This is a genomic window from Nostoc sp. UHCC 0870, assembly GCF_022063185.1.
In the GTDB taxonomy this organism is placed as follows: Bacteria; Cyanobacteriota; Cyanobacteriia; order Cyanobacteriales; family Nostocaceae; genus Trichormus.
In genome coordinates, this window is record NZ_CP091913.1 from 544,992 (window position 1) to 571,293 (window position 26,302).

A 26,302-nucleotide genomic window follows, 5' to 3' on the forward strand; every position below is an offset into this window, starting at 1 on the left:
TAGCAGAAAACATAGCCAAAATTTAATCTTTAATTAACCATAGATTAATTGTTTTATTACCTAAACCTGTCATTTTTTTTACAGTAAACAAATAATTTACTACGTTCTCAAAATAAGAGAACAAATGCTGCTTTTGGAGTGAATAAACAGAAAATTCACTGCCAATAAAATAGGAGTGTACTTGTGAAAAAAATGAATCTTAAGCCTCACAGTTTGACTGCATTAGGTGTAATTTCAGTGGCTGCCACCTTAGGCGTATCAATCAACGCCGTACATTCCCAAGGTGTCAGCACAATTAAAATAGACGGTTCTAGTACCGTATTTCCAATTACAGAAGCAGTAGCTGAAGAATTCCAAAAATCGCAAAGAGGTAGAGTTCGGGTTACAGTTGGTGTTTCTGGTACTGGTGGTGGGTTCAAAAAGTTCTGTCGTGGTGAGACAGATATCTCTGGTGCTTCTCGTCCCATTCTGCAAAAAGAAATTAATGATTGTAAAGCAGCAGGTATTCGTTATGTGGAACTACCAGTAGCTTTTGATGCCTTGACTGTTGTAGTTCATCCTCAAAATACATGGGCAAAAAACCTGACAGTGGCTGAACTCAAGAAAATATGGGAACCAGGCGCGCAAGGCAAGGTGAATAATTGGAGTCAGATTCGTCAAGGATTCCCCAACGCACCCTTAAAATTATTTGGACCTGGTACGAATTCTGGAACATTCGACTACTTTACCGAAGCTGTTGTCGGCAAGTCTAAATCCAGTCGGGGTGATTTCACTGCCAGCGAAGACGACAACGCACTTGTACAGGGTGTTGCCCGCGATAAGAACGCCCTTGGCTACTTTGGCTTTGCGTACTATCAAGAAAACAAGAATAAATTAAAAGCCGTACCTATTAATGGTGTAACGCCTTCAGAAACAACCGTAAAAAATGGTACTTACAACCCCTTATCTCGTCCTGTATTTATCTATGTCAGTTCCAAGGCTATGGATAAGCCAGAAGTGAAGCAGTTTGTGCAATATTACCTCAGCAATGGTGCTAGGTTCTCCAAAGAAGTAGGGTATGTTGCTTTACCAGCGTCAGCATATACCACTGCTCAGAGCCACTTCAACAAGAAGAGATTTGGTACAGTCTTTGGTGGTAAAGAACAGGTGGGACTGAAGATTGACGAGTTAATGCGCCGTCAAGCTAGAGAGTAAGCTGAGTTCTCAATTGAGAATTTGAGTACAATTCAGCACTTGACAAAGGGAGGTTTTGTACCTCTCTTTGTCTGTATAGAAAACACTTTACACAGTTTTGAGGAGCGATCGCATCTCCAGCATGAATATTGCCAAAAAAAACCGTTTATCTCCCAAGGTAGTCAGGGATTTGCGGGAACGGGTAATTGAGTTTATTTTGTTTCTGGCAGCACTTTCTTCTGTAGCAACTACGGCAGCCATCATTGGCATCTTGTTTTACGAATCCATACTATTTTTCCAGAAAGTATCCCTATGGGAATTCCTCACAGACACCCAATGGACACCTTTATTTGATAATAAGCATTATGGAATTTGGCCTCTAGTTTCCGGTACTTTAGTCACCACAGTAGTTGCTTTAGCAGTAGCCATCCCATTGGGGACAATTATTGCCATCTACTTAAGTGAATTTGCACCTCCTATAGTCCGAGAGGTAGTAAAACCAGCTTTAGAATTACTGGCGGGTATTCCCACCGTAGTTTATGGTTACTTTGCCCTATTGTTTGTCACACCTTTATTGCAAACATTCCTACCCGATTTACCTGGGTTTAATATGTTGAGTGCCGGCTTAGTCATCGGGGTGATGATTATTCCTTACGTTAGTTCTCTAAGTGAAGATGCCATGCGTGCAGTTCCTACACATCTGCGTGAAGGTTCTTATGCAACAGGGGCAACTCGTTTACAGACAGCATTACGAGTTGTTTTACCAGCGTCTACTTCTGGTGTGATTGCCGCTTATATCTTAGGTATTTCTCGCGCGGCTGGTGAAACAATGGTTGTTGCTATTGCCGCAGGTGGACAGCCTAACTTGACATTGAACCCGATGGAACCCGCCGCCACAATGACCGCCTACATAGTATCAGTGAGTCTTGGTGATTTGCCTCATGGCACTTTGGAATATGAGACTATATTTGCTGTAGGACTGTCTTTAGTTTTAATGACTTTGGTTTTCAACATTATTGGTTATTTTCTTACCAAGCGATACCGAGAAATTTATTGATATGACAACTTTAAATATTCGGCAAATTCGCACTATTATCAATCGCAACAAGCAATATGAGTATATCTTCAATATTCTGGGCTTGTTATCCATGTTGGTTGGTATTGTCACCCTATTGGCACTGATATTTGACTTATTTGGGGATGGTTTACCGAGACTTTCTTGGCAATTTATCACTTCATTTCCCAGTCGCAAAGCAGAAGAAGCCGGTATCCTGTCAGCTTGGGTGGGAACGCTATTAGTCATGTTAGTGACGGCAACAGTAGCGATTCCTGTGGGCATAGCATCGGGAATATACTTAGAAGAGTATGCCCGAAAAAACTGGCTATCCGATTTAATTGAAATTAATGTCACCAACCTAGCTGGAGTGCCTTCCATTATTTATGGACTTTTGGCATTAGGGGTATTTGTTTATGGTTTAAACCTAGGTCAAAGCGTCATCACGGCTGGATTAACTTTAGCGTTGCTGGTTTTGCCAGTGGTGATTGTTGCCACTCGTGAAGCTTTACGTGCTATTCCCAACAGCATCCGCGAAGCTGCCTATGCGATGGGAGCAACTAAATGGCAAATGATTTGGGATCATATTCTACCCTATTCAACTGGCACAATTTTGACGGGGATAATTGTGGCATTGGCTAGAGCCATCGGCGAAACTGCACCTCTAGTTACTATTGGTGCGCTGACATTTATTGCCTTCTTACCAGACCCACCCATTACTGGTCAGTTTCCCTACATTTCCTTTGCTTGGTTACTTGCTCCCTTTACGGTTCTACCCATCCAAATGTTTGATTGGGTTTCTCGACCTCAAGCTGAGTTTCAGATAAATGCAGCAGCCGCAGGTATTGTGCTAATTGCCCTGTGCTTGACGATGAATGCTGTCGCAGTTTATCTCCGCTATCGTTTACGCAAAAAAATCAAATGGTAGAAACAACATCTCGAATTTTGGACAGGCCTATTAAAGCTGCGGTCAATTACCTCAATTTTTACTACGGGGGAAAAGTTCATGCCCTCAAAGACATTCATATGCCAGTCGGTGAGAAGCAGGTAACGGCACTGATTGGCCCTTCTGGATGCGGCAAAACTACCCTTTTACGCTGTTTCAATCGGATGCACGACCTCTACCCTGGAAATCGCTATCAGGGGGAAATATCTTTAGAGCCAGATGGAATTAACCTGCTGAGTAATAAAGTTGACCCAATTGAGGTCAGGATGCGGATTAGTATGGTGTTTCAACGACCTAATCCATTTCCTAAATCAATTTATGAGAATGTGGCTTATGGTTTGCGGGTGCGGGGTGAGTCTAGAAGGGCAGTGATTGATGAGAAGGTCGAGAAAGCCTTACGTAGTGCTGCTTTGTGGGATGAAGTCAAAGATAGGTTGCAGGATTTAGCTTTTAATCTTTCTGGGGGTCAACAGCAGAGGTTGTGCATTGCTCGTGCTTTGGCGACTGAACCGGAAATTATTCTGTTTGATGAACCTACATCTGCACTAGACCCAATTGCTACAGCCAGTATTGAAGAGTTAATTGCACAATTGAAAGAAACAGTAACTATTTTGATTGTGACTCATAGTATGCAGCAGGCGGCGCGTGTTTCTGACTATACGGCGTTTATGTATTTAGGTGAATTAGTGGAGTTTGATAAGACGGAAACTATTTTTAGCAATCCATCGCATCAAAAAACCGCAGATTATGTAAATGGGCGTTTTGGTTGATGAACAAATAAACCTAGCAGGAGATACATGATAAAATCACCTGCTAGAGTTGTACGGTATATTCTCGCCATGTTTGATCGGGGTAGTGCCTATTTATAGGAAATAATGCCTATCCGCCACTAAGAATAAGTCAATTAACTTTGTTAAGGGTTAAGGTCAGTCACCTAAATGGTTAATTTGTAGTTAAAGAGAGATTGGGGACAAAATAAGAAATCAAAACTCAGCACTGTAGGTAATCGCTAATAATATAAGAAGACACTTTACATTTCTTAAATATTAGCTTAACTAGAACTATGGCCAGAGATTTACGGGGATTTATTAAAATTCTAGAAGAGAAAGGGCAATTACGGCGGATTTCTGCTTTAGTTGACCCAGATTTAGAAATTGCAGAGATTTCCAACCGGATGCTGCAAAAAGGTGGACCTGGCTTGTTATTTGAAAACGTCAAGGGTTCATCCTTCCCGGTGGCGGTGAATTTGATGGGAACTGTGGAAAGGATATGCTGGGCAATGAATATGCAGCATCCCCAAGAGTTGGAAACTCTGGGTAAAAAGCTGAGTATGCTGCAACAACCAAAGCCGCCGAAAAAGATTTCGCAGGCGATAGATTTTGGGAAAGTGCTGTTTGATGTGGTGAAAGCCAAACCAGGTAGAGATTTTTTCCCGGCTTGTCAGCAGGTGGTAATTCAAGGAGATGATTTAGATTTAAACAAGTTACCTTTAATACGTCCCTACCCTGGTGATGCTGGCAAGATTATTACCCTGGGATTAGTGATTACTAGGGATTGTGAGACAGGTACGCCAAATGTGGGTGTGTATCGCTTGCAACTGCAATCTAAAAATACGATGACAGTTCACTGGTTATCAGTGCGGGGTGGGGCGAGACATTTACGCAAAGCTGCCGAAAATGGTAAAAAATTAGAAATAGCGATCGCACTTGGTGTAGATCCTTTAATTATTATGGCAGCCGCTACACCCATTCCTGTAGACTTATCAGAATGGTTGTTTGCGGGACTGTATGGCGGTTCGGGTGTGCAGTTGGCGAAGTGTAAAACCGTAGATTTGGAAGTTCCCGCCGATTCGGAGTTTGTCTTAGAAGGGACAATTACACCAGGGGAAATTTTACCAGACGGCCCCTTTGGCGACCACATGGGTTATTACGGCGGCGTGGAAGATTCACCATTGATTCGCTTTCAGTGTATGACACACCGCAAAGACCCAGTTTATTTAACTACATTTAGCGGTCGTCCCCCCAAAGAAGAAGCAATGATGGCGATCGCACTCAATCGGATCTATACTCCTATATTGCGCCAACAAGTCTCAGAAATCGTTGATTTTTTCCTCCCAATGGAAGCTTTGAGTTACAAAGCCGCGATTATTTCCATTGATAAAGCATACCCCGGACAAGCACGGCGGGCAGCTTTGGCGTTTTGGAGTGCATTACCCCAATTTACTTACACCAAGTTTGTGATAGTCGTCGATAAAGACATTAACATCCGTGACCCCCGTCAAGTAGTATGGGCAATTAGTTCTAAAGTTGACCCCACACGAGATGTCTTTATTTTACCAAATACCCCCTTTGACACCTTAGATTTTGCCAGTGAAAAAATTGGCTTAGGCGGACGCATGGGTATTGATGCAACTACCAAAATTCCCCCAGAAACAGACCATGAATGGGGCGCACCTTTAGAATCTGACTCAGATATAGCGGCGATGGTAGAAAGACGATGGGCGGAGTATGGTTTGGGAGATTTGCAACTAGGAGAAGTTGACCCGAATTTGTTTGGTTACGATATGAAGTAAGACTCCAGAATTCAAAATGCAAAATTAGGTCTACTTCATTTTGCATTTTGAATTGACAGGGAGTTAATACAGAATTACCGATGAGGTATTGTTATGTCTTCTCCATTTCCGGGAATGAATCCTTATTTAGAAAACCCTGGTGTATGGCCAGGAGTACATCATTTATTAATTAGTGAAATTGCCAGATTTTTATCTCCTCAGCTACGTCCTAAATATCGGGTTGCTGTTGAAGTACGTATGTATGAAGCAAGTGGAGACAATGCACTACTTGTAGGCATTCCTGATGTGATAGTACAACGGTCTGGGAATGTAACCAATCGACAAATTACTAATGTGGCTGTTGCAACTCCTACAGCACAACCTTTGAGGGTGAAAATTCCGACACCTGAAATTATTAAAGAAGGTTATTTAGAGATACGAGAAGCAGGTACAGATGCGGTAGTAACTACTATTGAAATTCTCTCTCCCACAAATAAGCGTAATGGTAAAGGAAGACAGGTATATGAAGAAAAACGGCAACAAGTTTTAGGAAGTAAAACCCATTTAGTAGAGATTGATTTATTACGCAAAGGCGAACCAATGCCATTTTTTGATCATAATATTGAGAGTCAATATCGAATTTTAGTTTGTAGAGGTGATCGCCGTCCCTATGCTGATTTATATGCCTTTAATTTACGAGATACAATTCCCTCTTTCCCCTTACCTTTGCGAACTGATGATAGCGAACCAACCATAGATTTACAGTCATTATTAAACAGTGTATATGATATTTCTGGCTATGATTTAGTCTTAGATTATAGTCAAGAATCAATACCCCCATTATCTGAAGCAGACGCAGCTTGGGTTGACGCAGTTTTGCGGGAACAGGAATTACGTTAAACTCGCTCCTTTTGGGCGGAAAAATCCAAGTTTTCTCTTGGCGCAGCCTCTGTCTACGACACGCTCCGCGTTGGCGTAGCCTCTCGGAGAGAACGTAGAGAAGGTAGGTAGAAACCCCATCCCTCATCCCTCCCTGCGGGACGCTGCGCGAATGTGGGTGGCTGTATTTAATTCATGCGCCGATTAACTAGGGTAGCACTAGCTTGATCTACGGGCATGAGTATGACTTCATTAATATTGACATGGGGCGATCGCGTCGTACAAAATAAAACCACATCAGCCACATCATCCGGTGTTAGCGGCGTAACTCCCTGATAAACTTTTTTGGCGCGTTCAGTATCACCGTGAAACCGCACATCACTAAATTCTGTTTCCACCATACCGGGGTCAACGGAAGTTACACGAATGGGAGTACCTAAGAGGTCTTGTTTTAAACCTTCAGAAATCGCCTTCACAGCCGCTTTTGTAGAACAGTAGACATTCCCGCCAGGATAAGTTTGATGTCCTGCAATTGAACCGATATTCACCACATGACCACGGCCACGATTTACCATCCCTGGAACAACATAACGGGTGAGGTACAGCAAACCCTTGATATTGGTATCAATCATTTCTTCCCAGTCTTGATAGTCGCCTTCATGCAGCTTATCTAAACCGCGACTCAAGCCAGCATTATTAATCAGAATATCTATATCTGACCAATCTGGGGGGAGGCTAGACATAGCAGATTCTACAGCAGAGCGATCACGCACATCTAGCTGTATTAAATGAACCTGTGCAGACGTTACATTTAACGTTTCTACAAGTTGCTGTAACTTATCTAACCGCCGCGCCGCTAAAATTAGTTTTGCACCCGCATCAGCAAAAACTTTGGCGCAAGCAGCACCGATACCGCTACTTGCACCAGTAATTAAGACAATCTGATTTTTGAGAAAAACCATTTTAATTCGTAATTCGTAATTCGTAATTCGTAATTCGTAATGGGGACTGGGGATTGGGGACTGGGGACTGGGGACTGGGGACTGGGGACTGGGGACTAGGATTAGTATTTGTTACTTATTACTTTTTACTTATTACTCAGCACTCAGCACTCCCTACTCCCTACTCCCTACTCCCTACTCCCTACTCCTTACTCAGCACTCAGCACTCCCTACTCAGCACTTACTTTCTGACAACTTGCAGACGCTGAGTAACTATTGTCATTCCACCACCGCGAAGAATCACAGCAGAAATCCAGCGATTACCGGGGGTAGATGGGGCTCGTCCGATTTTGAATAGACCACCAGAATTGAGTGGCTTTAAATCTACACTGGTGGGGTTGAGATACTTCGAGGCTTGAATTGGTTCTTCTAATGCTGTTCCCAAGAGTAAATCATCACCCAAGGGTTCTTGAACGATCGCATCAAAATTGTACTGCTGTCCGACTTTAACTTGTTGTGGTAATTTCACATCTATTTGGGGTGGCTTGCTACCAGAAGTTAGTAAGGTACGTTCTGATAAAACATCTTGACGCACAATTTTACCGCCTGTGATGCGTTGACGAGATTTAATGGTGGTATTCAGTGCCAAATTATTGCTGTTTGCTGAGGGTAAACTGGTGATGTTAGTTACAGTTTCCGCAATGATGCTGTTACCTTCAGACTTCCAAGATTGTAGTTGTGTGCTGTAGCGCAAATTTGGGTGGCGTTTCCAGAATGTCACCAACGCTTTCTCCATTGTTTGACGGTTTAATCCGTCTCCGTGGGTGAAAATAGGACTGTAGTATTGCAAAACTCCTTTGACATCGCCTTTACTAGCGGCTGCATCAATTTGCGTTAACAGATTTTTGACTGTGGCGGGTGCATTTTGGACGTTATTACTTTGGGCGATTTCCACAGCTTGGGCGGGTTGCCAATTATTAACGAAACCAAGCGAGAATACAGACAAAATCAACGCAATGCCTGTGGAAAGATTGCTTTGGCGTTTGAGTAACAATAAAATAGTGTTGGTCATGGGTAAGACTTTACTGATTGGAGTACAGAAGGTCAGGAAATTGTTTTATCTTAGTGAAGCTAGGAGCTAAACGGTAGAGTTTGAATGACAAACACACCCATAAAATTACTAATAGCTGCCAGTGGGACTGGTGGACACTTGTTTCCGGCGATCGCATTGGCAGAAAAACTACCAGAATATGAGATTGAATGGCTAGGTGTCCCCAATCGGTTAGAAACCCAGCTTGTCCCTCAACAGTATCATTTGCATACTATTGCAGTTGAAGGGTTTCAGCAAGGGTTGAGCATTGCTTCTTTACTAACATTGGGTAAACTCATTAGCGCAGTTTTCCAGGTGCGGCGACTCTTGAAGCAAGGTAATTTTCAAGGAGTGTTTACCACCGGGGGTTATATTGCGGGGCCAGCAGTAATTGCGGCGCGTTCTTTGGGTTTACCTGTAGTTTTTCACGAATCAAACGCTTTACCCGGTAAGGTAACTCGTTTCTTTGGCCCTTGGTGTACTGTCGTCGCCTTGGGATTTGACGTGGCGAGTAAGTATTTACCCCGTGCTAACAATGTCTGTGTGGGTACTCCCGTCCGTTCTCAATTCCTAGATGCAGGTAGTCTAAAACTAGATTTAGCTATTCCTGAAAATGTTCCCTTAATTGTGGTTTTTGGTGGTAGTCAAGGCGCAGTGGCGGTAAATAAGTTGGTGCGCGAGTCCGCGTCAGCTTGGTTTGATGCTGGTGCTTATGTAGTGCATTTAACAGGCAGTCTCGATCCTGATGCGGGGAGTCTCACTCATCCCCAGTATATAGAATTACCTTTTTATGATGATATGGCGGCATTGTTGCAACGCGCTAATTTAGCCATTAGTCGTTCTGGTGCAGGTAGCTTAACAGAATTAGCTGTGTGTGGTGTCCCAGCAATTTTAATTCCCTATCCCTTTGCAGCCGAAGACCATCAATCTTACAACGCCGAGGTCTTTACTCAACCGGGTGCAGCTTTAAGTTTTAAACAATCGGAGTTAACAGCAGAGTTATTACAAACTCAAGTTTTAAATTTATTGCGATCGCCAGATGAGTTAACTAAAATGGCGGAGAATGCAAAAGCGATCGCAGTTCCTGATAGTGCTGACAAGTTAGCTTCTTTAGTGCGGGAAGTGGTGGAAAGTTAATTAATTTCCCATTCAACCAGCATCTGGATCAATACCTAATTCCCGTAATTTAGCGACCATTGCGGCTTGACGCTGACGTTCAATTTCCAATTGGGCGATCGCATCATCAGCACGTTGACGTTCCTGTTCTGCACGTTGATGTTCCTGTTCTGCACGTTGACGTTCCTGTTCTGCACGCTGACGTTCTTCTTCTGCTTGTTCGGAACTCCACAGCAACAGGTTATCCTTTGCATCCCACCATCGCAACCAATTTATATTTAACCCTAAGCGATTTCCCTGCCAAATTCCCAAAAATAAATCCAACTCAGGAATCCAAAAGCGTCCTGATTCTGATGGTGTTTGTAAAGTATACTGACCATTTTCCAGACGGTGAACTTCTAAAGTGACTTCATAAGGATTAAAAATCACATAGACGGGAACTTGTAAAATTTTTTCATAAAAGTAGAGTTTCCCGTAAGGAAAGGTGGGACGAATGGAATATTCTGTGTTGTCGCTGTCCGAAAGAAATTCCATCACCACAGCCACTGGTTCGCCTTCAATATTAGGTGTGTAGCTACGACGAATTACCCCTGTACCCACAGGTAAGACACGCGGTACATATAACCAATCTGGTGCTTTAACAACTGTTTTTTGGTTAATATTGGCGACAAGACCAAAATTAGATGCAATTAGCATTTCTGGTTGAATGCGATTAGCTGCATCTAAAGCATCTGTTAACGCAGCTGCAAGAGAAGGCTGTTGAATATTTTCCACTGGATCGTCGGGAAGAATAAAGTCGTCTGGGAGTTTTTCCCAAGTCACTGTGGGGGTTTGACGCTGGGGTGCTGCTAAAACCATGATGATAATAAAATTATCGCTGGTGTTTTTATAAAGCTAATTGTCAATATTTTACGTTAGTTTTGAAGGCTCGTAGTAAGGACTTTAGTCCTTACTACAAAAAAAGCTTATATCAGGGTGTTCCGTACACACAGATACAAGTAAGGGCGTACATTTGTACACCCCTACAAACGAAATGATGATCGAAAAAACTAGACCTTGACAGGTTGTCTATTGTTTGTTGATGTGTAATGACTTTTATCATTACTATTATCCACTTTGGCAAATGCTAATGATTCTTCACCGATAATCAATCTTGCGCCACGTTTGCGGGTGATGTAGTTCCACCCCCACTGAATCATTACTAATAGTTTTTGGTCAAACTCAATCAAGAAGTAGATGTGAATGAATAGCCAGAATAACCATGCAGAGAAGCCTTCCATATTGATAAAGCCTAAGTCTACAACGGCTTCATTTTGTCCAATCATGGCTAGATTACCGTGATTAGTATAGTTAAAGGCTGGCAAAGTTTGACCTCGCAGGCGTTTTCTCACCAATTGAGCAACGTATTCGCCTTCTTGTTTGGCGACTGGTGCAACTCCTGGGAGGGGTTGACCATTTTGATGAGAGAAGTTGGCTAAATCTCCCACAACAAAAATATTCTTGTGTCCTTTAATACTTAAGTCAGGTTCTACGATCACTCGTCCGGCGCGATCGCATTCCACCCCAGTTCGTTCTGCTAAAACTTTCCCCATTGTGGAAGCTTGCACACCTGCTGCCCATAATACAGTCTTGGCGGCAATTTCTTTGAATTCATCGCCTTGTTTGAGGGTAACGATGTCGTTGTCAATATTTGTCACTCTGGTGTTAGTTTGGATAATCACACCTAACTTTTCCAGAGATGCGGCGGCTGATTGCGATAAATCTGCGGTAAAAGCTGGGAGGATGCGATCGCCCCCTTGTAATAGTAAAATTCTGGTTTCTGAGGTGTCGATGTCGCGGAAATCTTCTTTGAGAGTTTTATATGCCAATTCTGCGATCGCACCTGATAATTCTACACCTGTTGGTCCACCGCCCACAATCACGAAAGTCAACAAAGCACGGCGTTTTTCAGGGTCAGTTTCTTTTTCTGCGGCTTCAAATGCTGAAAATATCCGGTGACGTATTTCTATCGCATCTTCAAGAGTTTTCAAGCCAGGAGCAAATTCTTTCCAGTTATCTTTACCAAAATAGGAATGCTTTGCACCTGTGGCTACAATTAATGTATCATATGGTACTACTTGATCATCCAGAATAACTTGTTGTGCTTCTGGATCAATATCATTTACTTCTCCCAGCAACACTTTTGTATTCTTGCTTTTGCTGAGTAAAGATCGTAGTGGTGAGGAAATATCAGCAGGTGATAGCGTACCTGTAGCAACTTGATATAAAAGCGGCTGAAATAAATGAAAGTTACGTTTATCGATGAGAGTAATCTTTACATTCGCTGTTTTCAGTGCTTTTGCTGCATACAGTCCACCAAAGCCACCACCAACGATTACAACCTGATGCGGTGGATTCTTCTTACGTGCGGCTACCATAAGAAATATTTCCTTGTGTTAAGCAATTTGTAACTATTCTTAATAAATAAGTAACAAAATCATGAGATTTGTTGCAGCTTATGTTGAACACTTGGAAAAATAATGAAATTAATCAAAGTTACCAAGCTCTGTTGGAGCGGGTATAGGGGTATAGGGGTATAGGGGTATAGGGGTATAAGGGTATAGGGGTATAAGGGTATAGGGGTATAAGGGTATAGGGGTATAGGGGTATAGGGGTATAGGGGTGTGGGGGGAAGAAAGAGCAGCCAAGCTAACCCTTGGGTTAAAAGCCATGCTCTTTGGGGTAACGGTGTTGGGTTGTTTTTCAATCCCCGTCCAACACCTTCAACCCTTCAACCCTTACACCCTTACACCCTTACACCCTTACACCCCTAATGAAGCAAAAATCCTAGACATTAACTGGTAGCCTCTTTTCTGTAGGCTGGTAATTACTGCTATGGTTAACAGTTTTTACTTCTAGAGAAGTTTCTTGACCTGTAATCAATCTTGCGCCACGATTACGAGTGAGATAATTCCATCCCCACTGAATCATTACTACTAACTTATTGTCAAACTCGATTAAGAAGTAGATGTGAATTACTAGCCAGAATAACCATGCAAAGAAGCCTTTCAACTTCATAAAGCCTAAGTCTACAACGGCTGCATTTTGTCCAATCATGGCTAAACTACCGTGATCAGTATAGTTAAATGCTGGCAGAGTTTGACCTTGTAAACGTTTTTGCACCAATGCGGCGACGTATTCACCTTCTTGTTTGGCGACTGGCGCAACACCTGGAAGGGGTTTACTGTTTTGGTGAGAGAAGTTAGCTAAGTCTCCCACGACGAAAATATTGTTGTGTCCCTTAATACTTAAGTCTGGTTCTACAATAACTCGTCCGGCGCGATCGCATTCTACATCTGTGCGTTCTGCTAAGACTTTCCCCATTGCGGAGGCTTTCACACCCGCAGCCCATAATACAGTCTTGGAGGCAATTTCTTTAACTTCATCGCCTTGTTTAATGGTAACAATATCATTTTCAATATTCGTTACCATCGTTTTTGTGTTGACAACCACACCCAACTGTTGCAAAGATGCTTCTGCTTCCTGTGATAATTCTGGCGCAAAGGGTGGGAGAACTCGATCTAATCCTTCTAGGAGAATAACTTGCGCTTCTGTGGTGTCGATGTTGCGGAAATCTTGTTTGAGGGTTTGGTATGCCAACTCAGCGATCGCACCTGCTAATTCTACCCCGGTAGGGCCTCCACCCACAATCACAAAAGTCAACCAAGCCTGGCGTTTTGCTGGATCTTTTTCTTTTTCTGCGGCTTCAAAGGCTGTAAAAATTCGCCGACGCATTTCAATTGCATCTTCTACAGTCTTCAAACCTGGCGCAAATTCTTCCCAGTTATCTTTACCGAAATATGAATGCTTCGCGCCTGTAGCCACAATTAAGGTATCGTAGGGTATTTTCTCATCACCCAACATTACTTGTTGTGCTTCTGGGTCAATATCATTAACTTCTCCTAGCAACACTTTTGTATTCTTGCTCTTGCTCAAGACTGCACGCAAGGGTGAGGAAATATCTGCTGGTGATAGCGTCCCGGTGGCGACTTGGTACAGTAGTGGCTGAAATAGGTGAAAGTTCCGTTTGTCAATCAGGGTAACTTCTACCTTAGCTGTCTTCAGTGCTTTTGCCGCATAAAGTCCACCAAAACCACCTCCAACAATCACTACTTGATGAGGTGGTTTGTTGTCAAGTGCATCTACCATAAGAAAAATTTCCTTGTGTTACGAACGCTGTAACTATTCTTAACAAATTTGTATCAAAATTGTCACAATATTTTCTGTTCACTCTGCACATATAAAAAAGTTATTAAAGTGATTAAAGCTACATTTTTTAGTTATGAAACTTACACAATTTGTCTATCTATATTCCGGTAGTATCTATCTGCATGGTTTTGAGGCGTTATGCAGTTGTAATGCAAAATTATAGTAAAGCCATCACATCACCCAGACAAAGTATCTATATTGACATTGATATCAGTACAGCTTACATTGAGAAATGTAAATATTTAAGTTTACAAAATTTCAAATTGCCTCTTAATAAAAAGCTGGCATAACCTTTACCTTGATTCATTTTACTTATCAGTTCTTGACGAAAACCAAAAACTAAGGTTTACTAAAAATAACGAGCGTTCGATATAAAAAAGACATTATGCCTAAAGTTGTGGATCATGAGCAATACCGCAAAGAACTGCTCGGTAAGTGTTTTGATTTATTTGCTACAAAAAGCTATGGTTCGATCACCATGAGAGAAATTGCTCAAGGTTTAAACGTTTCTACAGGGACGCTGTATCACTACTTTCCTAGTAAACAGACTTTGTTTGAGCAATTAGTAGAAGAAATTAGCCAACAAGATGTGAGTGCAGCCTTAGCTGAAATGAGGGGTTCAAAAACCCTGGAAGAGACGATGACAGCCTTGGGAAAATATTTAGTAAAAAACGAAGATTACTTGATTAAATGGACATATATTTGGGTGGATTTTTGTCAGCACCAAGACATTAATGAATTAAGAAATAATAATGTATTCAAACGTGCTAATAGAAATTATCAACAGGCAGTATGTGAGGTATTAGGTGTACAAGATACAGCCCTTGCTTCCTTTGTATTGAGCTTAGTAAATGGCTTAATTTTAGAAAAGCTTTGGTGTAATGAAACGATTGATTTTGTTGAGCAATGTACATTGCTAGGCAAAATGATCACGGCTTATTTAGGACACAAGGTAACAGTTTTTCAATAAGGTTCTCTGTGTCTCTGTGGTAAGAAATTTTAAACCACAGAGGCACGGAGACACAGAGAGAAGAAGGAATGAGTTTTTATCGTAAATTCAAGGGTTTAAGACCCCTAGGTCTACACGTAGTATCAGTTGAGTTGGGGTTTAAATCCCTAACTCCAACTGTCTTTAATTTTGAATTTTGAATTTTTAATTTTGAATTGTTAATGAGGGGAATATGAGTCATAAATTATTATTTAAACCAGCGAATCAAGGTTTAATTGTCTTATTAATTGTGGCTACGGCTGTAACTACGGGAATTATTTTTTATGTAGTTTCTCAGTTTGGTCAAATTGGTAAAACTGCGGCATCGGATAGCACTGTACAAGCTGAAGCGATCGCAGCTAGAATTACGGCTCTAGGGAGATTAGAACCAGAAACCAAAGTCATTAAGTTATCTGCACCCTTGGTTTTAGATGGCGATCGCGTGAATCAAATCCTTGTAGAAGAAGGTGATACCGTCCAATCTGGGCAAGTAGTAGCAATTTTAGACTCTCACTCCCGCTTAAAAACGGCTGTACTCCAAGCTGAAAAACAAGTGAGAGTAGCGCAAGCCAAACTCAATCAAGTCAAAGCTGGAGCAAAAAGAGGGGATGTTTTAGCACAGCAAGTCAGTGTAGAACGCTTGCAAGCCCAATCGCAAGGAGACATCACAGAACAACGAGAAGCGATCGCCCGGATTGAGGCACAATGGCAAGGAGACAGAATCGCCCAAGCTGCCACAATTAGAAAGTGGGAAGCAGAACTGAATAATGCCGAAGCAGAATATCGACGTTATCAACAGCTATATTCAGAAGGGGCAATTTCTAATTCAGTCTTTGATAGTAAAGGTTTGAGTGTAGAAACAGCCAAACAGCAACTAGGCGAAGCCAAAGCAGTGCTGAACCGGATTAACACAACCGCCAGCAAACAACTATCCGAAGCCAAATTTGCCCTCAACCGCATTAACACCACCAGTAGAAAGCAAGTTAGCGAAGCCAAAGCCACACTTACCAGTATTGCCGAAGTGCGTCCTGTGGACGTGCAAGCAGCACAAGCAGAAGTTGAGGATGCGATCGCCTCACTCAAACGCGCTCAAACAGACCTAGAAGCAGCTTATATTAGAGCGTCAATGACTGGTCAAATTCTCAATATTCATACACGAGTCGGTGAAAAAATTAGCGATAACGGCATTGCAGACTTAGCCCAAACCGCACAAATGATGGCGGTAGCAGAAGTTTATCAAACCGACATCGGCAAAGTCAAACTAGGACAAACCGCCAAAATTACCGGTCAAGCCTTTACTGGAGAACTGCGCGGCGAAGTTGCTCATATTGGCTTGCAAGTCAACCGCCAAAACGTCTTTAGCAACCAACCAGGAGAAAACCTCGACAGCCGAGTTGTAGAAGTCAAAATTCGCCTGACTCCTGAAGACAGCAAAAAAGTTGCAGGTTTAACTAACTTGCAAGTACAAACAGCTATTGAGTTGTAGAGGTGACAGGTGACAGGTGACAGGTGACAGGTGACAGGTGACAGGCGATAGGCGAGAGTTTACGAGTCTGAATTACGAATTACGAATTACGAATTACGAATTAATAATAGTATGTTATCTAAAATGTTTCGTAAAACACCGCTAGCATGGCGGCAATTGATGAAAGAAAAAACTCGCGTTGCAGTAGCAGTTGCGGGTATTACCTTTGCTGATATGCTGATGTTTATTCAGTTCGGATTTGAAAGTGCGTTGTTTGATGCTGCTATTCAACCCCATCGGAATTTACAAGCTGATTTAGTGTTAATTAATCCGCAATTTCAAACCTTATTTTCCGTCAAAAGTTTTTCCAGAGAACGACTCTATCAAACATTGGGTTATGAAGGTGTGCAGTCAGTCAGTGGATTATATATTGGAACTGGACAATGGCGGAATCCTGAAACACGACAGGATCGGGCTATTTTAGTTTGGGGTATTGATCCGGCTACATCTGCGTTTAAGTTTCCTGAAGTCCAAAAAAATCAGGATTTAATCAAACCGTTAAATCAAGTCTTATTTGATCAAGCCGGTCGTCCAGAATATGGCGCGGTTGGTGAGAATTTTCAGAAAAATAGCCAATTTCAAACAGAATTAAATAATATATCTATCGATGTTAAAGGCGTATTTAGTAACGGTGCTTCCTTTGCGGCTGATGGTAATGTCATTACCAGTGATTCTACATTTTTAAGACTATTTCCAGAACGGAAACCAGACCGAATTGAAGTTGGGTTAATTACTTTAAAATCTGGTGCAGATGCGGAAAAAGTGCGATCGCAGCTAGCCGCAGGTTTACCCAATGATGTCATAGTCTTAACACCAAAAGGCTTTGCTCAAACTGAAAAGGAATATTGGGCAAATGGTACAGGTATTGGTTTTATTTTCGGCTTGGGTGTAGGTGTAGGGTTTATTGTCGGTATTGTGATTGTGTACCAAATTCTTTACTCTGATGTCTCTGAACATTTACCAGAATACGCCACCCTCAAAGCAATGGGTTACAGCGATCGCTATTTACTCCTCACCCTACTACAAGAAGCATTATTATTAGCCTGCCTGGGATATCTTCCCGCCTACATTCTCTCTATTGGGCTATATCAAGTCACCTTCGCTGCTACCATGTTACCCATCGCCATGAAATTAGATCGGGCAATCACCGTCTTTATTCTTACCATTATCATGTGTAGCCTTTCCGGCGCGATCGCCATGCGAAAACTACGTTCCGCCGACCCCGCCGACGTATTCTAACAGTCCAAAAACTCTGTGTCTCCGTGCCTCTGTGGTTTTATTCTTACCACAGAGACACAAAGACACAGAGGAAATAATTAATCTAACCCTTTTTTATCACCCTATGCTGCAAGAATTTACACCAGAAATCAGCGATTCCTCTGCTTCTGAACCCGTGATTTCTGTAGAGAAACTTAATCACTACTTTGGGTCAGGTGGACTACGGAAACAAGTATTATTTGACATTAATTTAGAGATTAAAGCTGGGGAAATCGTGATTATGACTGGTCCTTCAGGTTCAGGTAAAACTACCCTCTTAACTCTCATGGGTGGCTTGCGTTCTGCTCAAGAAGGGAGCATGAAAATTTTAGGAAAGGAAATCTGCGGTGCGAATAAACAACAATTAACTAGATTACGTCGCCAGATTGGTTATATTTTCCAAGCGCATAACTTGATGACATTTTTAACAGCCAAAGAAAATGTGCGAATGTCTTTGGAATTGCATGATCAGTATTTAAATCAGGATATCAACACCAAAGCGATCGCCATGCTAGAACACGTTGGCTTGGGAGATCATGTAAATTACTACCCCGAAAATCTTTCTGGGGGACAAAAACAACGAGTTGCGATCGCTCGTGCTTTAGTTAGTCATCCTAAAATTGTTTTAGCAGACGAACCTACAGCCGCACTCGATAAAAAATCTGGGCGAGATGTTGTAGAACTAATGCAGAAACTAGCCAAAGAGCAAGATTGTACAATTTTGCTTGTCACCCACGATAACCGCATCTTAGATATTGCTGACCGAATTATATATATGGAAGATGGTCAACTCAAAAGTAACGATTTGGATATTACCGCCAAGATGTAGTAAAGTTATTGCCCTCCGATATAAAAAATCTGTGTTCTTTTAGCTGGTAATTGATCCAGGGGTTACTTTTAGTCAGCGTTGGGGAATATTATACAGTAAAGGATGATACCGAATACTGTTTTTTATCTATTTGCTGACTCATTCATGAACAAGATTACTAACTTCATCGTTATTGTTAGCGTCCTATTTGGTTTATCTAGTTGTAATACTGTCGTATCACTTAATTCCAAAGATACTAGTAAATTTAATCCGCGGCCTGATTCTCAATCTCAAAAAATTATCAAAATAGGTGGTTCTAGTTCAACTAAATTCGTATTAGAACTGCTGGCAAAAGCATATCAAGCCAAAGATCAAACAATCAAGATTGAGTTTATCTCTAATAGCCAATCTGAAGGAGCGATCGCATCTCTCAAGAATGACATTATTGATATTGCTGGTAGTAGCCACAAACTGAACCCAAAAGAAGATAACGGTCAAATTCAATATCGTGAAATAGCACAAGATTTATTAGTTGTTGCCACCCACAGCAGCGTTAAGGGTGTTAGTAACCTATCAACCCAGCAATTAAAAGCAATTTACAGAGGTGAAATCACCAACTGGCAAAAGTTAGGGGGGTCTAATGGCAAGATTATTCTATTGGATAGACCAGAAGACGAATCAGCGAAAAAGCTATTAAGAAAATATTATTTGGGAGAAGAAAAGACTACAAGTAAAGCTGTGATCTTGAATAAAGAGGGAGAATTAATCGCAACCTTACAGAGTACGCCTAATTCAATCGGTGCTTTTTCTCTAGCTTATTCTTTGGTCAATAAATTACCAGTCAATTACCTCAGTCTCAATGGTGTTGCTCCTAAAGCAGAGAAACTAACTACTAGTCAATACAAAATGGTGCGTCATATAGGCATTGTCTGGGATAAAACACCTTCAAAATATACTCAGGACTTTATTGATTTTATCTTCAGCCAGGAAGGTAACAAAATACTAGAAAAAAATGGCTTTGTCCCTGCCAAATAAATTTAATCATATACCATGCAGATATTTTTTAGGCGGCTGAATCTTAGTCAAAAAATTGTGATACCGCTTCTTGCTGTGTCTCTGAGTGTATTTATGCTTGGCTTAGTCACACTAGGATATTGGTTTACAGATAGTCTAGAGCAGACTTTCCGTCAAAACATCAAAGATTTTGCCGAACGAGTTGATCAAGATTTACGGTTTGAACAAGAAATTTTAGAAACTCAAATTGATCTGATGACTGATCGGGATATGCTCTATCAAGCAATTGAACAGCGTGACCAAGGTTTACTGTTGCAAAAATTACTCCCACTTCAGTCTGTATTGAAATTAGATTGGATCAAGGTAGTAGATTTACAGGGTAATGTCTTGATAGATTTACGCAGTAAATCACTACATCAAGTTGAACTACTAGACAAAGTAATTAGCAGTAGTGCTAGCAGTGGCGCGCGCTTAATGGATTTAGTAGATGTGGAAGGTGGTCAACAGGTTCTGCAAGTAGTAAGCAATAGTATTAAATCATCAGCAGGACTCTTGGGAGGAATGATTATTGGGAAAAAAGTAGATGATACCCTACTAAAAAAAATTGCTGCTGGTTCTTCCAAACATCTGATAGTCCAGAGACACAATCAGTTAGTTGCAGCAACTTTCCGAGAAGCAAAACAAGGAACTTGGGAAATTCCTCCTCCTGATTTACCTGTGACACAAATCACGTTTCAAAATCAGAAATATTTAGCCAAAAGTATCTTGTTTAAAGGAGCGAGTCAGTCTTTAACAACTACAGTTTTATATCCCATTTCACCCCTAGAAGTGGCTAAATGGAAACTATGGCGGCGTTTGGGGGTGTTATATGTGTTCGGAAGTAGCGTTGTAGCGGTCATAGGATTTTTGATTGGACGGGCAATTTCTCGTCCCCTGCAAGCTTTAACTCAGGTTGCACAACGAGTCACTCAAGACTCTAACTTTGACCTGCAAGCCTCCGTCACTACTAAAGATGAGGTTGGCATTTTAGCCATGTCCTTGAATAAGTTGATTCAAGAAGTTAAGCGACTACTAGCAGAACAATACGAATCACACCAAAAATTAGAAGCTTATAACCAAACCCTAGTACAACAAGTAGACGAACGAACACAGGCACTGAGCCAAAAAAATATCGCCCTCAAACGTACTTTACAAAAACTCAAGCTTACCCAGTCACAACTGATTCAGCAGGAAAAAATGTCATCCTTGGGACAGTTAGTTGCAGGTATTGCCCACGAAATCAATAACCCAGTCAATTTTATCTACGGCAACCTCAAGTACACAGATGATTACACTCAGCAGCTACTTTGGTTACTGGAACTCTATCAAAAGCATTACCCCCATCCAGAACCAGAAATTCAACAGGCTCACAAGGAAGCTGAGATTGAATATTTAACCGAAGATTTGCCTAAAATATTGTCTTCTATGAAAATGGGAGCTAATCGCATTCGTGAAATTGTCCTCAGCTTGCGAATCTTCTCTCGTTTAGATGAAGCGGAATTTAAAACGGCTGATGTACATGAAGGCATTGACAGCACCTTGTTAATTTTACAACATCGGCTCAAAACACAAAGTAAACGTCCTCAAATCCAAGTAGTCAAAGAGTATGGTGAACTACCACTAATTCAATGCTTTGCAGGACAATTGAACCAAGTATTTATGAATATTCTCGCCAATGCCATAGATGCCTTAGAAGAGGCTTTCTATAATGGGCTTTGTCCTAAGCCTTTAATTCACATTACTTCTACCCAGGAGGATAAAAACGCTGTCATTAAAATTGCTGATAACGGCACAGGAATTTCACAAGAAGTCCAAGCACGCCTATTTGAACCATTTTTCACAACTAAAGCTGTTGGTCAGGGGACTGGTATGGGTTTATCAATTAGCTATCAGATCATGACTGAAAAACATGGTGGTTCTTTACAGTGTATTTCATTCCCAGGACAGGGAACAGAGTTTATTATTACTCTTCCTATTCGTTAATACTGCTACTGCATAAAGCCTATAAGATGGGCTGTCTTTTTGATTTTCTCCAGTAATCTGCTAACCTGAGTTTGCATTGATGAAGTGAGTGACAGTAGATGGCAATTATTAATAATTTATTTACAGCCGGTGGCGTGGTCATGTGGCCTCTGCTGGGATTTTCACTGTTAGCAGTAGCCTTGATTATCGAACGAATTCGCTTTTGGGTAAAAATCACTGGTAAACAAAACCGTATAGTCCAAGAAGTCCTCAAGCTTTACCGTTTAGATAATGTCGTTAGTGCTTTAGATAAGTTACAGCAAAATACAGATTTACCCATCGCCCGGATTTTTTTAGCGGCTTTAGAGTTAGAGGACGCAACCCCAGAGGATTTTCGACTGGCTTTAGAAAGTGAAGCGCAAGCTGAGATACCAATACTGAAACGCTTCCAAAATATTTTTGAGACAATCATCGGTTTAGCACCGCTTTTAGGTCTGCTGGGTACGGTTTTAGGATTAATTACTTCCTTTGCGTCTCTAGATATCGGTGATGTAGGCGGGACAAAAACCGCAGATGTTACAGCAGGTATTAGTGAAGCGTTGGTGTCTACAGCATCAGGATTAGTTGTAGCGATATTTACACTGTTGTTTGCTAATACGTTCCGGGGACTTTATCAGCGTCACATAGCCTGGATTCAAGAATACGGTGGACAGCTAGAATTACTTTACCGCCGTCGTTATGAACGAAAAGATAAGTTTTGACTAGAAATAATTCAGTTTTTTACCCTTAATTAGTATATTAAAAAAATAAATTGTTTTTCGGAGAATAGTCTATGACCATCTGGGTAAATGAGCAAATTGATCCCTCTGGTATGATTCACGCGTGTATCGCCTGTTGTGATGAATCTCAGGCTAAAGATTGCCATGAGTCATTTGAGGGGAATTTAACTGATATACAAAAGGCATCAGGTTGGTTAGCACGTTTGCGGACGGTTGATTCTTGGGATGAAGTCCCAGTTAATGCTTTAAAACTAGATTAGCGTCGTCAAACGATTTGGGATTTTAGATTGGGGATTTTGGATTGATCCCACAGACAAATCTGTAAGATGTTGATCAATCAAGGTTTTTCTAGCGTTTTTTGATTTGGCTTGATTTACTAGTACAGTACGGCGTAAATAACCCAAGCATTCCAAATCAACGAAACACTTACGCGTAGCGGTACTAGGCAGATCAGTTGAGGTTAATAAAAAATAAACACTAGATTAAGATTTTACAATTTATTCGCCATAGTTTTATAGGAAAATAAACTTTCCTGATCTTGTGGTGATTTTTTGTAATTATTAAGAGTTATCATCAATTTTAAAGAATCAATTACAAATTTGCAGAAACCGAATCAATGTGGTGAACTATTCTAAAGTTTACGCTGCAACACCAAGCAGTCCCATTAGTTTGGTTGGCAAAACGGGACAAGCTGTTCAAATTTCGATTCATGCTCCCAGTCAGTATATCTGTGCCAACCGCGATCGGATATTACCAGATTGGCAAAAACAACCTCTATTTTGGGTCGTGATTGTTTTACAGCGATCGCGATATCCCTTAGTGAAGATTACCCCACAAACAGAAACAGAAAAAGAACATTTGCGAGCCAACTTTATGAGATTTGGCTGTGACTTAGCCTTTAATCTGCAAGATCGCGGTTATTTAGCTGACCTCATCGACCCCCGTACTGGCTACCCCCTATTTTCTCGTCCTGGGGAAATACCTCACAATGACACAGCCGTTGTTAAGGCTTTACTTAACTACCCTGTATTGAAAAATAAATGCCGTTTGTTAGTTCATCCCACTTGGGGGACATCTGTTTATCCCAGTATATTTATCTCAACCGCACCGCCAATCATTTTGGAATTGGTAATCAAAAGTGTAGCACTCATGCACGGGTGGCAAGAAGTTAAAGAGGAGCAATAACTTAGTTGACAAATAAATAGACAAACCTCTACAAGATATGACAAGCTTAGACAAGAAAGCAATACAGTGTTGAGGTCGAGCAATGCTTTTATCCATCAAAACAAAGCTAAAACTAAGTCAAAACCAAAAAATCATCATGAGTAAACACGCTGGTATTGCGAGGTTTACTTATAATTGGGGTTTAGCTACTTGGAACAACCTTTATAAAGATGGATTAAAGCCTAACAAATATCTCCTAAAAAAGTTCTTTAACAACCACGTCAAATCAGAGTTTACCTGGATTAAAGAAAAGGGAATTTGTCAGAAAATAACTCAATATGCCTTTGATAATCTTGGTGATTCTTTCTCTAGATTCTTTAGTAGAAAAGGTGGATATCCTAACTTTAAAAAGAAAGGGCATCATGATTCTTTTACTATTGATGCTAGCGGTAAACCTATTCCCGTTGGCGGTAAATCAATAAAGCTACCTACAATCGGATGGGTAAGAACTTACGAATGTTTGCCGCACACTACCTGTAAATCAATCACAATATCACGCACTGCTGATAGTTGGTTTATTGCCTTCGCTTACGAGCAGAAACATGAACCAACCGTTAAGCAACACGATGTTGTTGGCGTTGATTTAGGTGTCAAGGAACTGGCAACACTCTCTACAGGTGTTGTTTTTCCTAATCCCAAGCATTACAAAACTAATCTAGAAAAACTGAGAAGATTATCTAGAAGGTTTGCCAGAAAAAGCAAAGGGTCTAACAACAGACATAAAGCTAAAATTCAACTCGCTAAACATCATTCTAGGGTAGCTAATCTCCGAAAAAATACTCTTCACAAAATCACTACTTTCTTATGCAAAAACCACGCAAAAATAGTAGTAGAAGATTTAAATGTTTCGGGGATGTTATCTAACCATAAATTGTCCCAAGTCATTGCTGATTGCGGTTTCCATGAGTTCAAAAGGCAGTTGGAATATAAAGCTAAAAAGTTTGGTTGTGAAATAATTATTGCAGATCGTTGGTATCCATCGAGTAAAACCTGTTCAAATTGTGGACATATTCAAGATATGCCCCTTAAAGAAAGAACCTATAACTGTGGTAGTTGTGGTCATTCAATGGACAGGGATTTCAACGCCGCAATAAATTTATCGAGGTTGGCTAAACCTTGAAAGCTTACTGAGGGATAACTGCTCCCATGCTCCCAGTGAAGTAAGAAATAAATGTCTAGACTTGTCTAGGATTTATATAGCAGGTAAGCAATCCAAAATGAACAGCAGAAAAAATCAATCGTTTGAGTAGACCTCTTGCAAAAGTCCGAAAATGAGATGTGTCATTCTCAATGAAATGTATAGTCTTTGAGATGTTTCGCTTCGCTCAACATGACAGCTTCAGCATTTATCCCGCATTTCTCACAAACAGTAGGGGCGGGTTCACAGATATGCTCAAATCATTCACGAATATTTCGCTTAACCCGCCCCTACGGACTCTGGACTGAGGTTGCAATAATTGGTGAGAAATGCGGGTTATGTAAAAGGTCTAGTGAGTAGGTAGGAGAAGAAATCTGCTCATCATCTTGGATGTAAAATTGAGGAATTTAATTTTGTAATATTCCCATACTAGGAAACAACCCAATTTCATCAAAAGATAATTTGGGATATTATCGCAGGTCATAAATCTGTATACTGATTGTTATGTAATTTTCTAGTATAGAATCAGAATAATGGCTAAAAATTCTTCAGATATTTCCACTGCTATCAGTTTTACAGCCAAGCCAATTTTTGAATTCTACTCTCTTTTTTCAGAAGCAGAAATTTTAGAAATAATTTATGCTTTAGAAGTCAGACAAGAGATTCCCTTAAAATATTCTTACAAAGGTAGAGGTGCAAAAATTTGGGATGATTTTTATCTCAAATATATTATTCCCAAATGGTATCGAACGTCAAATGTAGAAATTGACTTGTTAAAGGATAATTTTGCATATATTAATTCTAATTCCCGAAGTTCTGAGAAAATAAATGTTATAGATGTAGGTTCAGGAAATTCATATCCTGTTAAAAATTTTATTTCTAGATTGAATAAATTAAATAGAATTAATAAATATGTTGCCTTAGATGTGAGTGATGAATTATTAAAAGTCTCTAGAAAAAATTTTCAGAAATGGTTTCCCTTAATTGAGTTTGTCAGTCAAGCAATTGATATAGAAAATAATTGTATTTCCCCAGATTTGATGAATGATAAAACTGAAATTTACACTACAGCCAATGTAATTTTACACTTAGGCGTGACAATTGGCAATCATCAAAACAGAATAAAAGTCTTCAAGAATTTCAAAGCTAGTATGGGTAAAAATGATTTCTTGGTATTTACTAACGAAATTGGTTCTAACTCAACATGGGATGAAAAAGCCAGAGGTGGTTGTGGTTATCATGCCAGAGAAATATATGAATGGATTAAAAATAATCTAGGGATTAGAGATGAAGATTGTGAACTTATAAGAAAGTATGATTTGGCAATAGATAGTGTCGTTGCTAATATGAAATTTTGTCATAATTATACTATTAATTTTAATTATCAAGGAATAGATAAAAATGTTACCTTCTCTAAAGGTGAAGAAATTACTATTTGGCGACATCATAAGCATGAAATACCTGAACTTTTGCAAGAAATAGAACAGGCAGGACTACAACTATCCCACTATACTACTAACAAATACTCATCACATATTATGGCGATTTGTCAGGTTGCCAAGTAATTCAC

Annotated in this window: 23 protein-coding genes; 18 read left to right on the top strand and 5 right to left on the bottom strand. The window is 40.6% G+C overall.

Annotation, left to right across the window (positions count from 1 at the left end):
• Nucleotides 1–183 precede the first annotated feature (183 nt).
• The 6 genes from L6494_RS02330 (at nucleotide 184) to L6494_RS02355 (ending at nucleotide 6,624) form a co-directional block, all read left to right on the top strand.
• Complete coding sequence (locus tag L6494_RS02330; protein ID WP_237991263.1) at nucleotides 184–1,194, top strand: PstS family phosphate ABC transporter substrate-binding protein; 1,011 nt, start codon at nucleotides 184–186, stop codon at nucleotides 1,192–1,194.
• A 121-nt stretch (nucleotides 1,195–1,315) separates the two neighbouring features.
• Nucleotides 1,316–2,230 carry a phosphate ABC transporter permease subunit PstC gene (gene pstC / locus L6494_RS02335; protein ID WP_237991264.1) on the top strand — a complete coding sequence of 305 codons (915 nt, stop codon included), beginning with the start codon at nucleotides 1,316–1,318 and terminating at the stop codon, nucleotides 2,228–2,230.
• 1 nt (nucleotide 2,231) lies between these two features.
• The gene (pstA, locus tag L6494_RS02340; RefSeq protein WP_237991265.1) at nucleotides 2,232–3,155 is read left to right on the top strand and encodes a phosphate ABC transporter permease PstA; all 924 of its coding nucleotides are present in this window, start codon (nucleotides 2,232–2,234) and stop codon (nucleotides 3,153–3,155) included.
• Nucleotides 3,149–3,943: a phosphate ABC transporter ATP-binding protein PstB gene (gene pstB / locus L6494_RS02345; RefSeq protein WP_237991266.1), complete on the top strand. Its 795-nt coding sequence runs from the start codon at nucleotides 3,149–3,151 to the stop codon at nucleotides 3,941–3,943. Before pstA ends, pstB begins: the two co-directional genes overlap by 7 nt.
• 293 nt (nucleotides 3,944–4,236) lie before the next feature.
• Nucleotides 4,237–5,745, top strand: a complete 1,509-nt coding sequence (locus L6494_RS02350; protein ID WP_237991267.1) for a UbiD family decarboxylase — start codon at nucleotides 4,237–4,239, stop codon at nucleotides 5,743–5,745.
• Between the two features lie 93 nt (nucleotides 5,746–5,838).
• Complete coding sequence (locus tag L6494_RS02355) at nucleotides 5,839–6,624, top strand: DUF4058 family protein (protein WP_237991268.1); 786 nt, start codon at nucleotides 5,839–5,841, stop codon at nucleotides 6,622–6,624.
• Nucleotides 6,625–6,791: 167 nt separating this feature from the next.
• Here the strand turns inward: L6494_RS02355 and L6494_RS02360 are convergent, their stop codons facing one another.
• Complete coding sequence (locus L6494_RS02360; RefSeq protein WP_237991269.1) at nucleotides 6,792–7,565, bottom strand: SDR family oxidoreductase; 774 nt, start codon at nucleotides 7,563–7,565, stop codon at nucleotides 6,792–6,794.
• Between the two features lie 220 nt (nucleotides 7,566–7,785).
• Nucleotides 7,786–8,616 (bottom strand): nuclear transport factor 2 family protein, encoded by an 831-nt coding sequence (locus tag L6494_RS02365; RefSeq protein WP_237991270.1) that lies wholly within the window; start codon nucleotides 8,614–8,616, stop codon nucleotides 7,786–7,788.
• Nucleotides 8,617–8,700: 84 nt separating this feature from the next.
• Here L6494_RS02365 and murG point away from each other — a divergent pair, with 84 nt between their 5' ends.
• Nucleotides 8,701–9,771 carry an undecaprenyldiphospho-muramoylpentapeptide beta-N-acetylglucosaminyltransferase gene (murG, locus tag L6494_RS02370; protein ID WP_237991271.1) on the top strand — a complete coding sequence of 357 codons (1,071 nt, stop codon included), beginning with the start codon at nucleotides 8,701–8,703 and terminating at the stop codon, nucleotides 9,769–9,771.
• A gap of 12 nt (nucleotides 9,772–9,783) precedes the next feature.
• On the opposite strand, the gene L6494_RS02375 is transcribed toward murG, so the two are convergent.
• The 3 genes from L6494_RS02375 to L6494_RS02385 all read right to left on the bottom strand — a co-directional run bounded on the left by L6494_RS02375 (nucleotide 9,784) and on the right by L6494_RS02385 (nucleotide 13,938).
• Nucleotides 9,784–10,608 carry a Uma2 family endonuclease gene (locus L6494_RS02375; RefSeq protein WP_237991272.1) on the bottom strand — a complete coding sequence of 275 codons (825 nt, stop codon included), beginning with the start codon at nucleotides 10,606–10,608 and terminating at the stop codon, nucleotides 9,784–9,786.
• A 191-nt stretch (nucleotides 10,609–10,799) separates the two neighbouring features.
• Nucleotides 10,800–12,167, bottom strand: coding sequence for an NAD(P)/FAD-dependent oxidoreductase (locus tag L6494_RS02380; RefSeq protein WP_237991273.1), 1,368 nt, complete (start codon nucleotides 12,165–12,167; stop codon nucleotides 10,800–10,802).
• A 409-nt stretch (nucleotides 12,168–12,576) separates the two neighbouring features.
• Complete coding sequence (locus L6494_RS02385) at nucleotides 12,577–13,938, bottom strand: NAD(P)/FAD-dependent oxidoreductase (RefSeq protein ID WP_237991274.1); 1,362 nt, start codon at nucleotides 13,936–13,938, stop codon at nucleotides 12,577–12,579.
• Nucleotides 13,939–14,383: 445 nt separating this feature from the next.
• Between L6494_RS02385 and L6494_RS02390 the strand changes: the two genes are divergently transcribed.
• The 11 genes from L6494_RS02390 (at nucleotide 14,384) to L6494_RS02440 (ending at nucleotide 26,297) form a co-directional block, all read left to right on the top strand.
• Nucleotides 14,384–14,968 carry a TetR/AcrR family transcriptional regulator gene (locus L6494_RS02390; RefSeq protein WP_237991275.1) on the top strand — a complete coding sequence of 195 codons (585 nt, stop codon included), beginning with the start codon at nucleotides 14,384–14,386 and terminating at the stop codon, nucleotides 14,966–14,968.
• 211 nt (nucleotides 14,969–15,179) lie between these two features.
• The gene (locus tag L6494_RS02395) at nucleotides 15,180–16,472 is read left to right on the top strand and encodes an ABC exporter membrane fusion protein (protein ID WP_237991276.1); all 1,293 of its coding nucleotides are present in this window, start codon (nucleotides 15,180–15,182) and stop codon (nucleotides 16,470–16,472) included.
• Between the two features lie 111 nt (nucleotides 16,473–16,583).
• A complete protein-coding gene (gene devC, locus L6494_RS02400) occupies nucleotides 16,584–17,750 on the top strand; it encodes an ABC transporter permease DevC (RefSeq protein ID WP_237991277.1) in 1,167 nt (388 codons plus the stop codon).
• Between the two features lie 103 nt (nucleotides 17,751–17,853).
• Complete coding sequence (locus tag L6494_RS02405; protein ID WP_237991278.1) at nucleotides 17,854–18,597, top strand: DevA family ABC transporter ATP-binding protein; 744 nt, start codon at nucleotides 17,854–17,856, stop codon at nucleotides 18,595–18,597.
• A gap of 144 nt (nucleotides 18,598–18,741) precedes the next feature.
• Entirely contained in the window at nucleotides 18,742–19,611 is an 870-nt protein-coding gene (locus L6494_RS02410; protein WP_237991279.1) for a substrate-binding domain-containing protein, read from the top strand.
• Between the two features lie 93 nt (nucleotides 19,612–19,704).
• Nucleotides 19,705–21,612: a sensor histidine kinase gene (locus L6494_RS02415; RefSeq protein WP_237991280.1), complete on the top strand. Its 1,908-nt coding sequence runs from the start codon at nucleotides 19,705–19,707 to the stop codon at nucleotides 21,610–21,612.
• Between the two features lie 98 nt (nucleotides 21,613–21,710).
• Nucleotides 21,711–22,352: a MotA/TolQ/ExbB proton channel family protein gene (locus L6494_RS02420; protein ID WP_237991281.1), complete on the top strand. Its 642-nt coding sequence runs from the start codon at nucleotides 21,711–21,713 to the stop codon at nucleotides 22,350–22,352.
• A gap of 71 nt (nucleotides 22,353–22,423) precedes the next feature.
• Complete coding sequence (locus tag L6494_RS02425; protein WP_237991282.1) at nucleotides 22,424–22,630, top strand: glycogen debranching protein; 207 nt, start codon at nucleotides 22,424–22,426, stop codon at nucleotides 22,628–22,630.
• A 358-nt stretch (nucleotides 22,631–22,988) separates the two neighbouring features.
• On the top strand, nucleotides 22,989–23,555 hold the full coding sequence (locus tag L6494_RS02430) for a methylmalonic aciduria and homocystinuria type D protein (protein WP_237991283.1): 567 nt from the start codon (nucleotides 22,989–22,991) through the stop codon (nucleotides 23,553–23,555).
• A gap of 82 nt (nucleotides 23,556–23,637) precedes the next feature.
• Entirely contained in the window at nucleotides 23,638–24,714 is a 1,077-nt protein-coding gene (locus L6494_RS02435) for an RNA-guided endonuclease InsQ/TnpB family protein (protein ID WP_237991284.1), read from the top strand.
• Between the two features lie 551 nt (nucleotides 24,715–25,265).
• Nucleotides 25,266–26,297, top strand: coding sequence for an L-histidine N(alpha)-methyltransferase (locus L6494_RS02440; protein WP_237991285.1), 1,032 nt, complete (start codon nucleotides 25,266–25,268; stop codon nucleotides 26,295–26,297).
• Nucleotides 26,298–26,302: the final 5 nt, after the last annotated feature.

Coding starts and splice junctions, on each gene's coding strand:
- L6494_RS02390 (WP_237991275.1), top strand. CDS start 14,384: ATGCCTAAAGTTGTGGATCATGAGCAATACCGCAAAGAACTGCTCGGT.
- L6494_RS02420 (WP_237991281.1), top strand. CDS start 21,711: ATGGCAATTATTAATAATTTATTTACAGCCGGTGGCGTGGTCATGTGG.
- pstB (WP_237991266.1), top strand. CDS start 3,149: ATGGTAGAAACAACATCTCGAATTTTGGACAGGCCTATTAAAGCTGCG.
- L6494_RS02355 (WP_237991268.1), top strand. CDS start 5,839: ATGTCTTCTCCATTTCCGGGAATGAATCCTTATTTAGAAAACCCTGGT.
- L6494_RS02425 (WP_237991282.1), top strand. CDS start 22,424: ATGACCATCTGGGTAAATGAGCAAATTGATCCCTCTGGTATGATTCAC.
- L6494_RS02435 (WP_237991284.1), top strand. CDS start 23,638: ATGCTTTTATCCATCAAAACAAAGCTAAAACTAAGTCAAAACCAAAAA.
- L6494_RS02410 (WP_237991279.1), top strand. CDS start 18,742: ATGAACAAGATTACTAACTTCATCGTTATTGTTAGCGTCCTATTTGGT.
- L6494_RS02360 (WP_237991269.1), bottom strand. CDS start 7,565: ATGGTTTTTCTCAAAAATCAGATTGTCTTAATTACTGGTGCAAGTAGC.
- L6494_RS02440 (WP_237991285.1), top strand. CDS start 25,266: ATGGCTAAAAATTCTTCAGATATTTCCACTGCTATCAGTTTTACAGCC.
- L6494_RS02415 (WP_237991280.1), top strand. CDS start 19,705: ATGCTTGGCTTAGTCACACTAGGATATTGGTTTACAGATAGTCTAGAG.
- L6494_RS02365 (WP_237991270.1), bottom strand. CDS start 8,616: ATGACCAACACTATTTTATTGTTACTCAAACGCCAAAGCAATCTTTCC.
- pstC (WP_237991264.1), top strand. CDS start 1,316: ATGAATATTGCCAAAAAAAACCGTTTATCTCCCAAGGTAGTCAGGGAT.
- L6494_RS02380 (WP_237991273.1), bottom strand. CDS start 12,167: ATGGTAGCCGCACGTAAGAAGAATCCACCGCATCAGGTTGTAATCGTT.
- murG (WP_237991271.1), top strand. CDS start 8,701: ATGACAAACACACCCATAAAATTACTAATAGCTGCCAGTGGGACTGGT.
- L6494_RS02405 (WP_237991278.1), top strand. CDS start 17,854: ATGCTGCAAGAATTTACACCAGAAATCAGCGATTCCTCTGCTTCTGAA.
- L6494_RS02350 (WP_237991267.1), top strand. CDS start 4,237: ATGGCCAGAGATTTACGGGGATTTATTAAAATTCTAGAAGAGAAAGGG.
- pstA (WP_237991265.1), top strand. CDS start 2,232: ATGACAACTTTAAATATTCGGCAAATTCGCACTATTATCAATCGCAAC.
- L6494_RS02385 (WP_237991274.1), bottom strand. CDS start 13,938: ATGGTAGATGCACTTGACAACAAACCACCTCATCAAGTAGTGATTGTT.
- L6494_RS02375 (WP_237991272.1), bottom strand. CDS start 10,608: ATGGTTTTAGCAGCACCCCAGCGTCAAACCCCCACAGTGACTTGGGAA.
- L6494_RS02395 (WP_237991276.1), top strand. CDS start 15,180: ATGAGTCATAAATTATTATTTAAACCAGCGAATCAAGGTTTAATTGTC.
- devC (WP_237991277.1), top strand. CDS start 16,584: ATGTTATCTAAAATGTTTCGTAAAACACCGCTAGCATGGCGGCAATTG.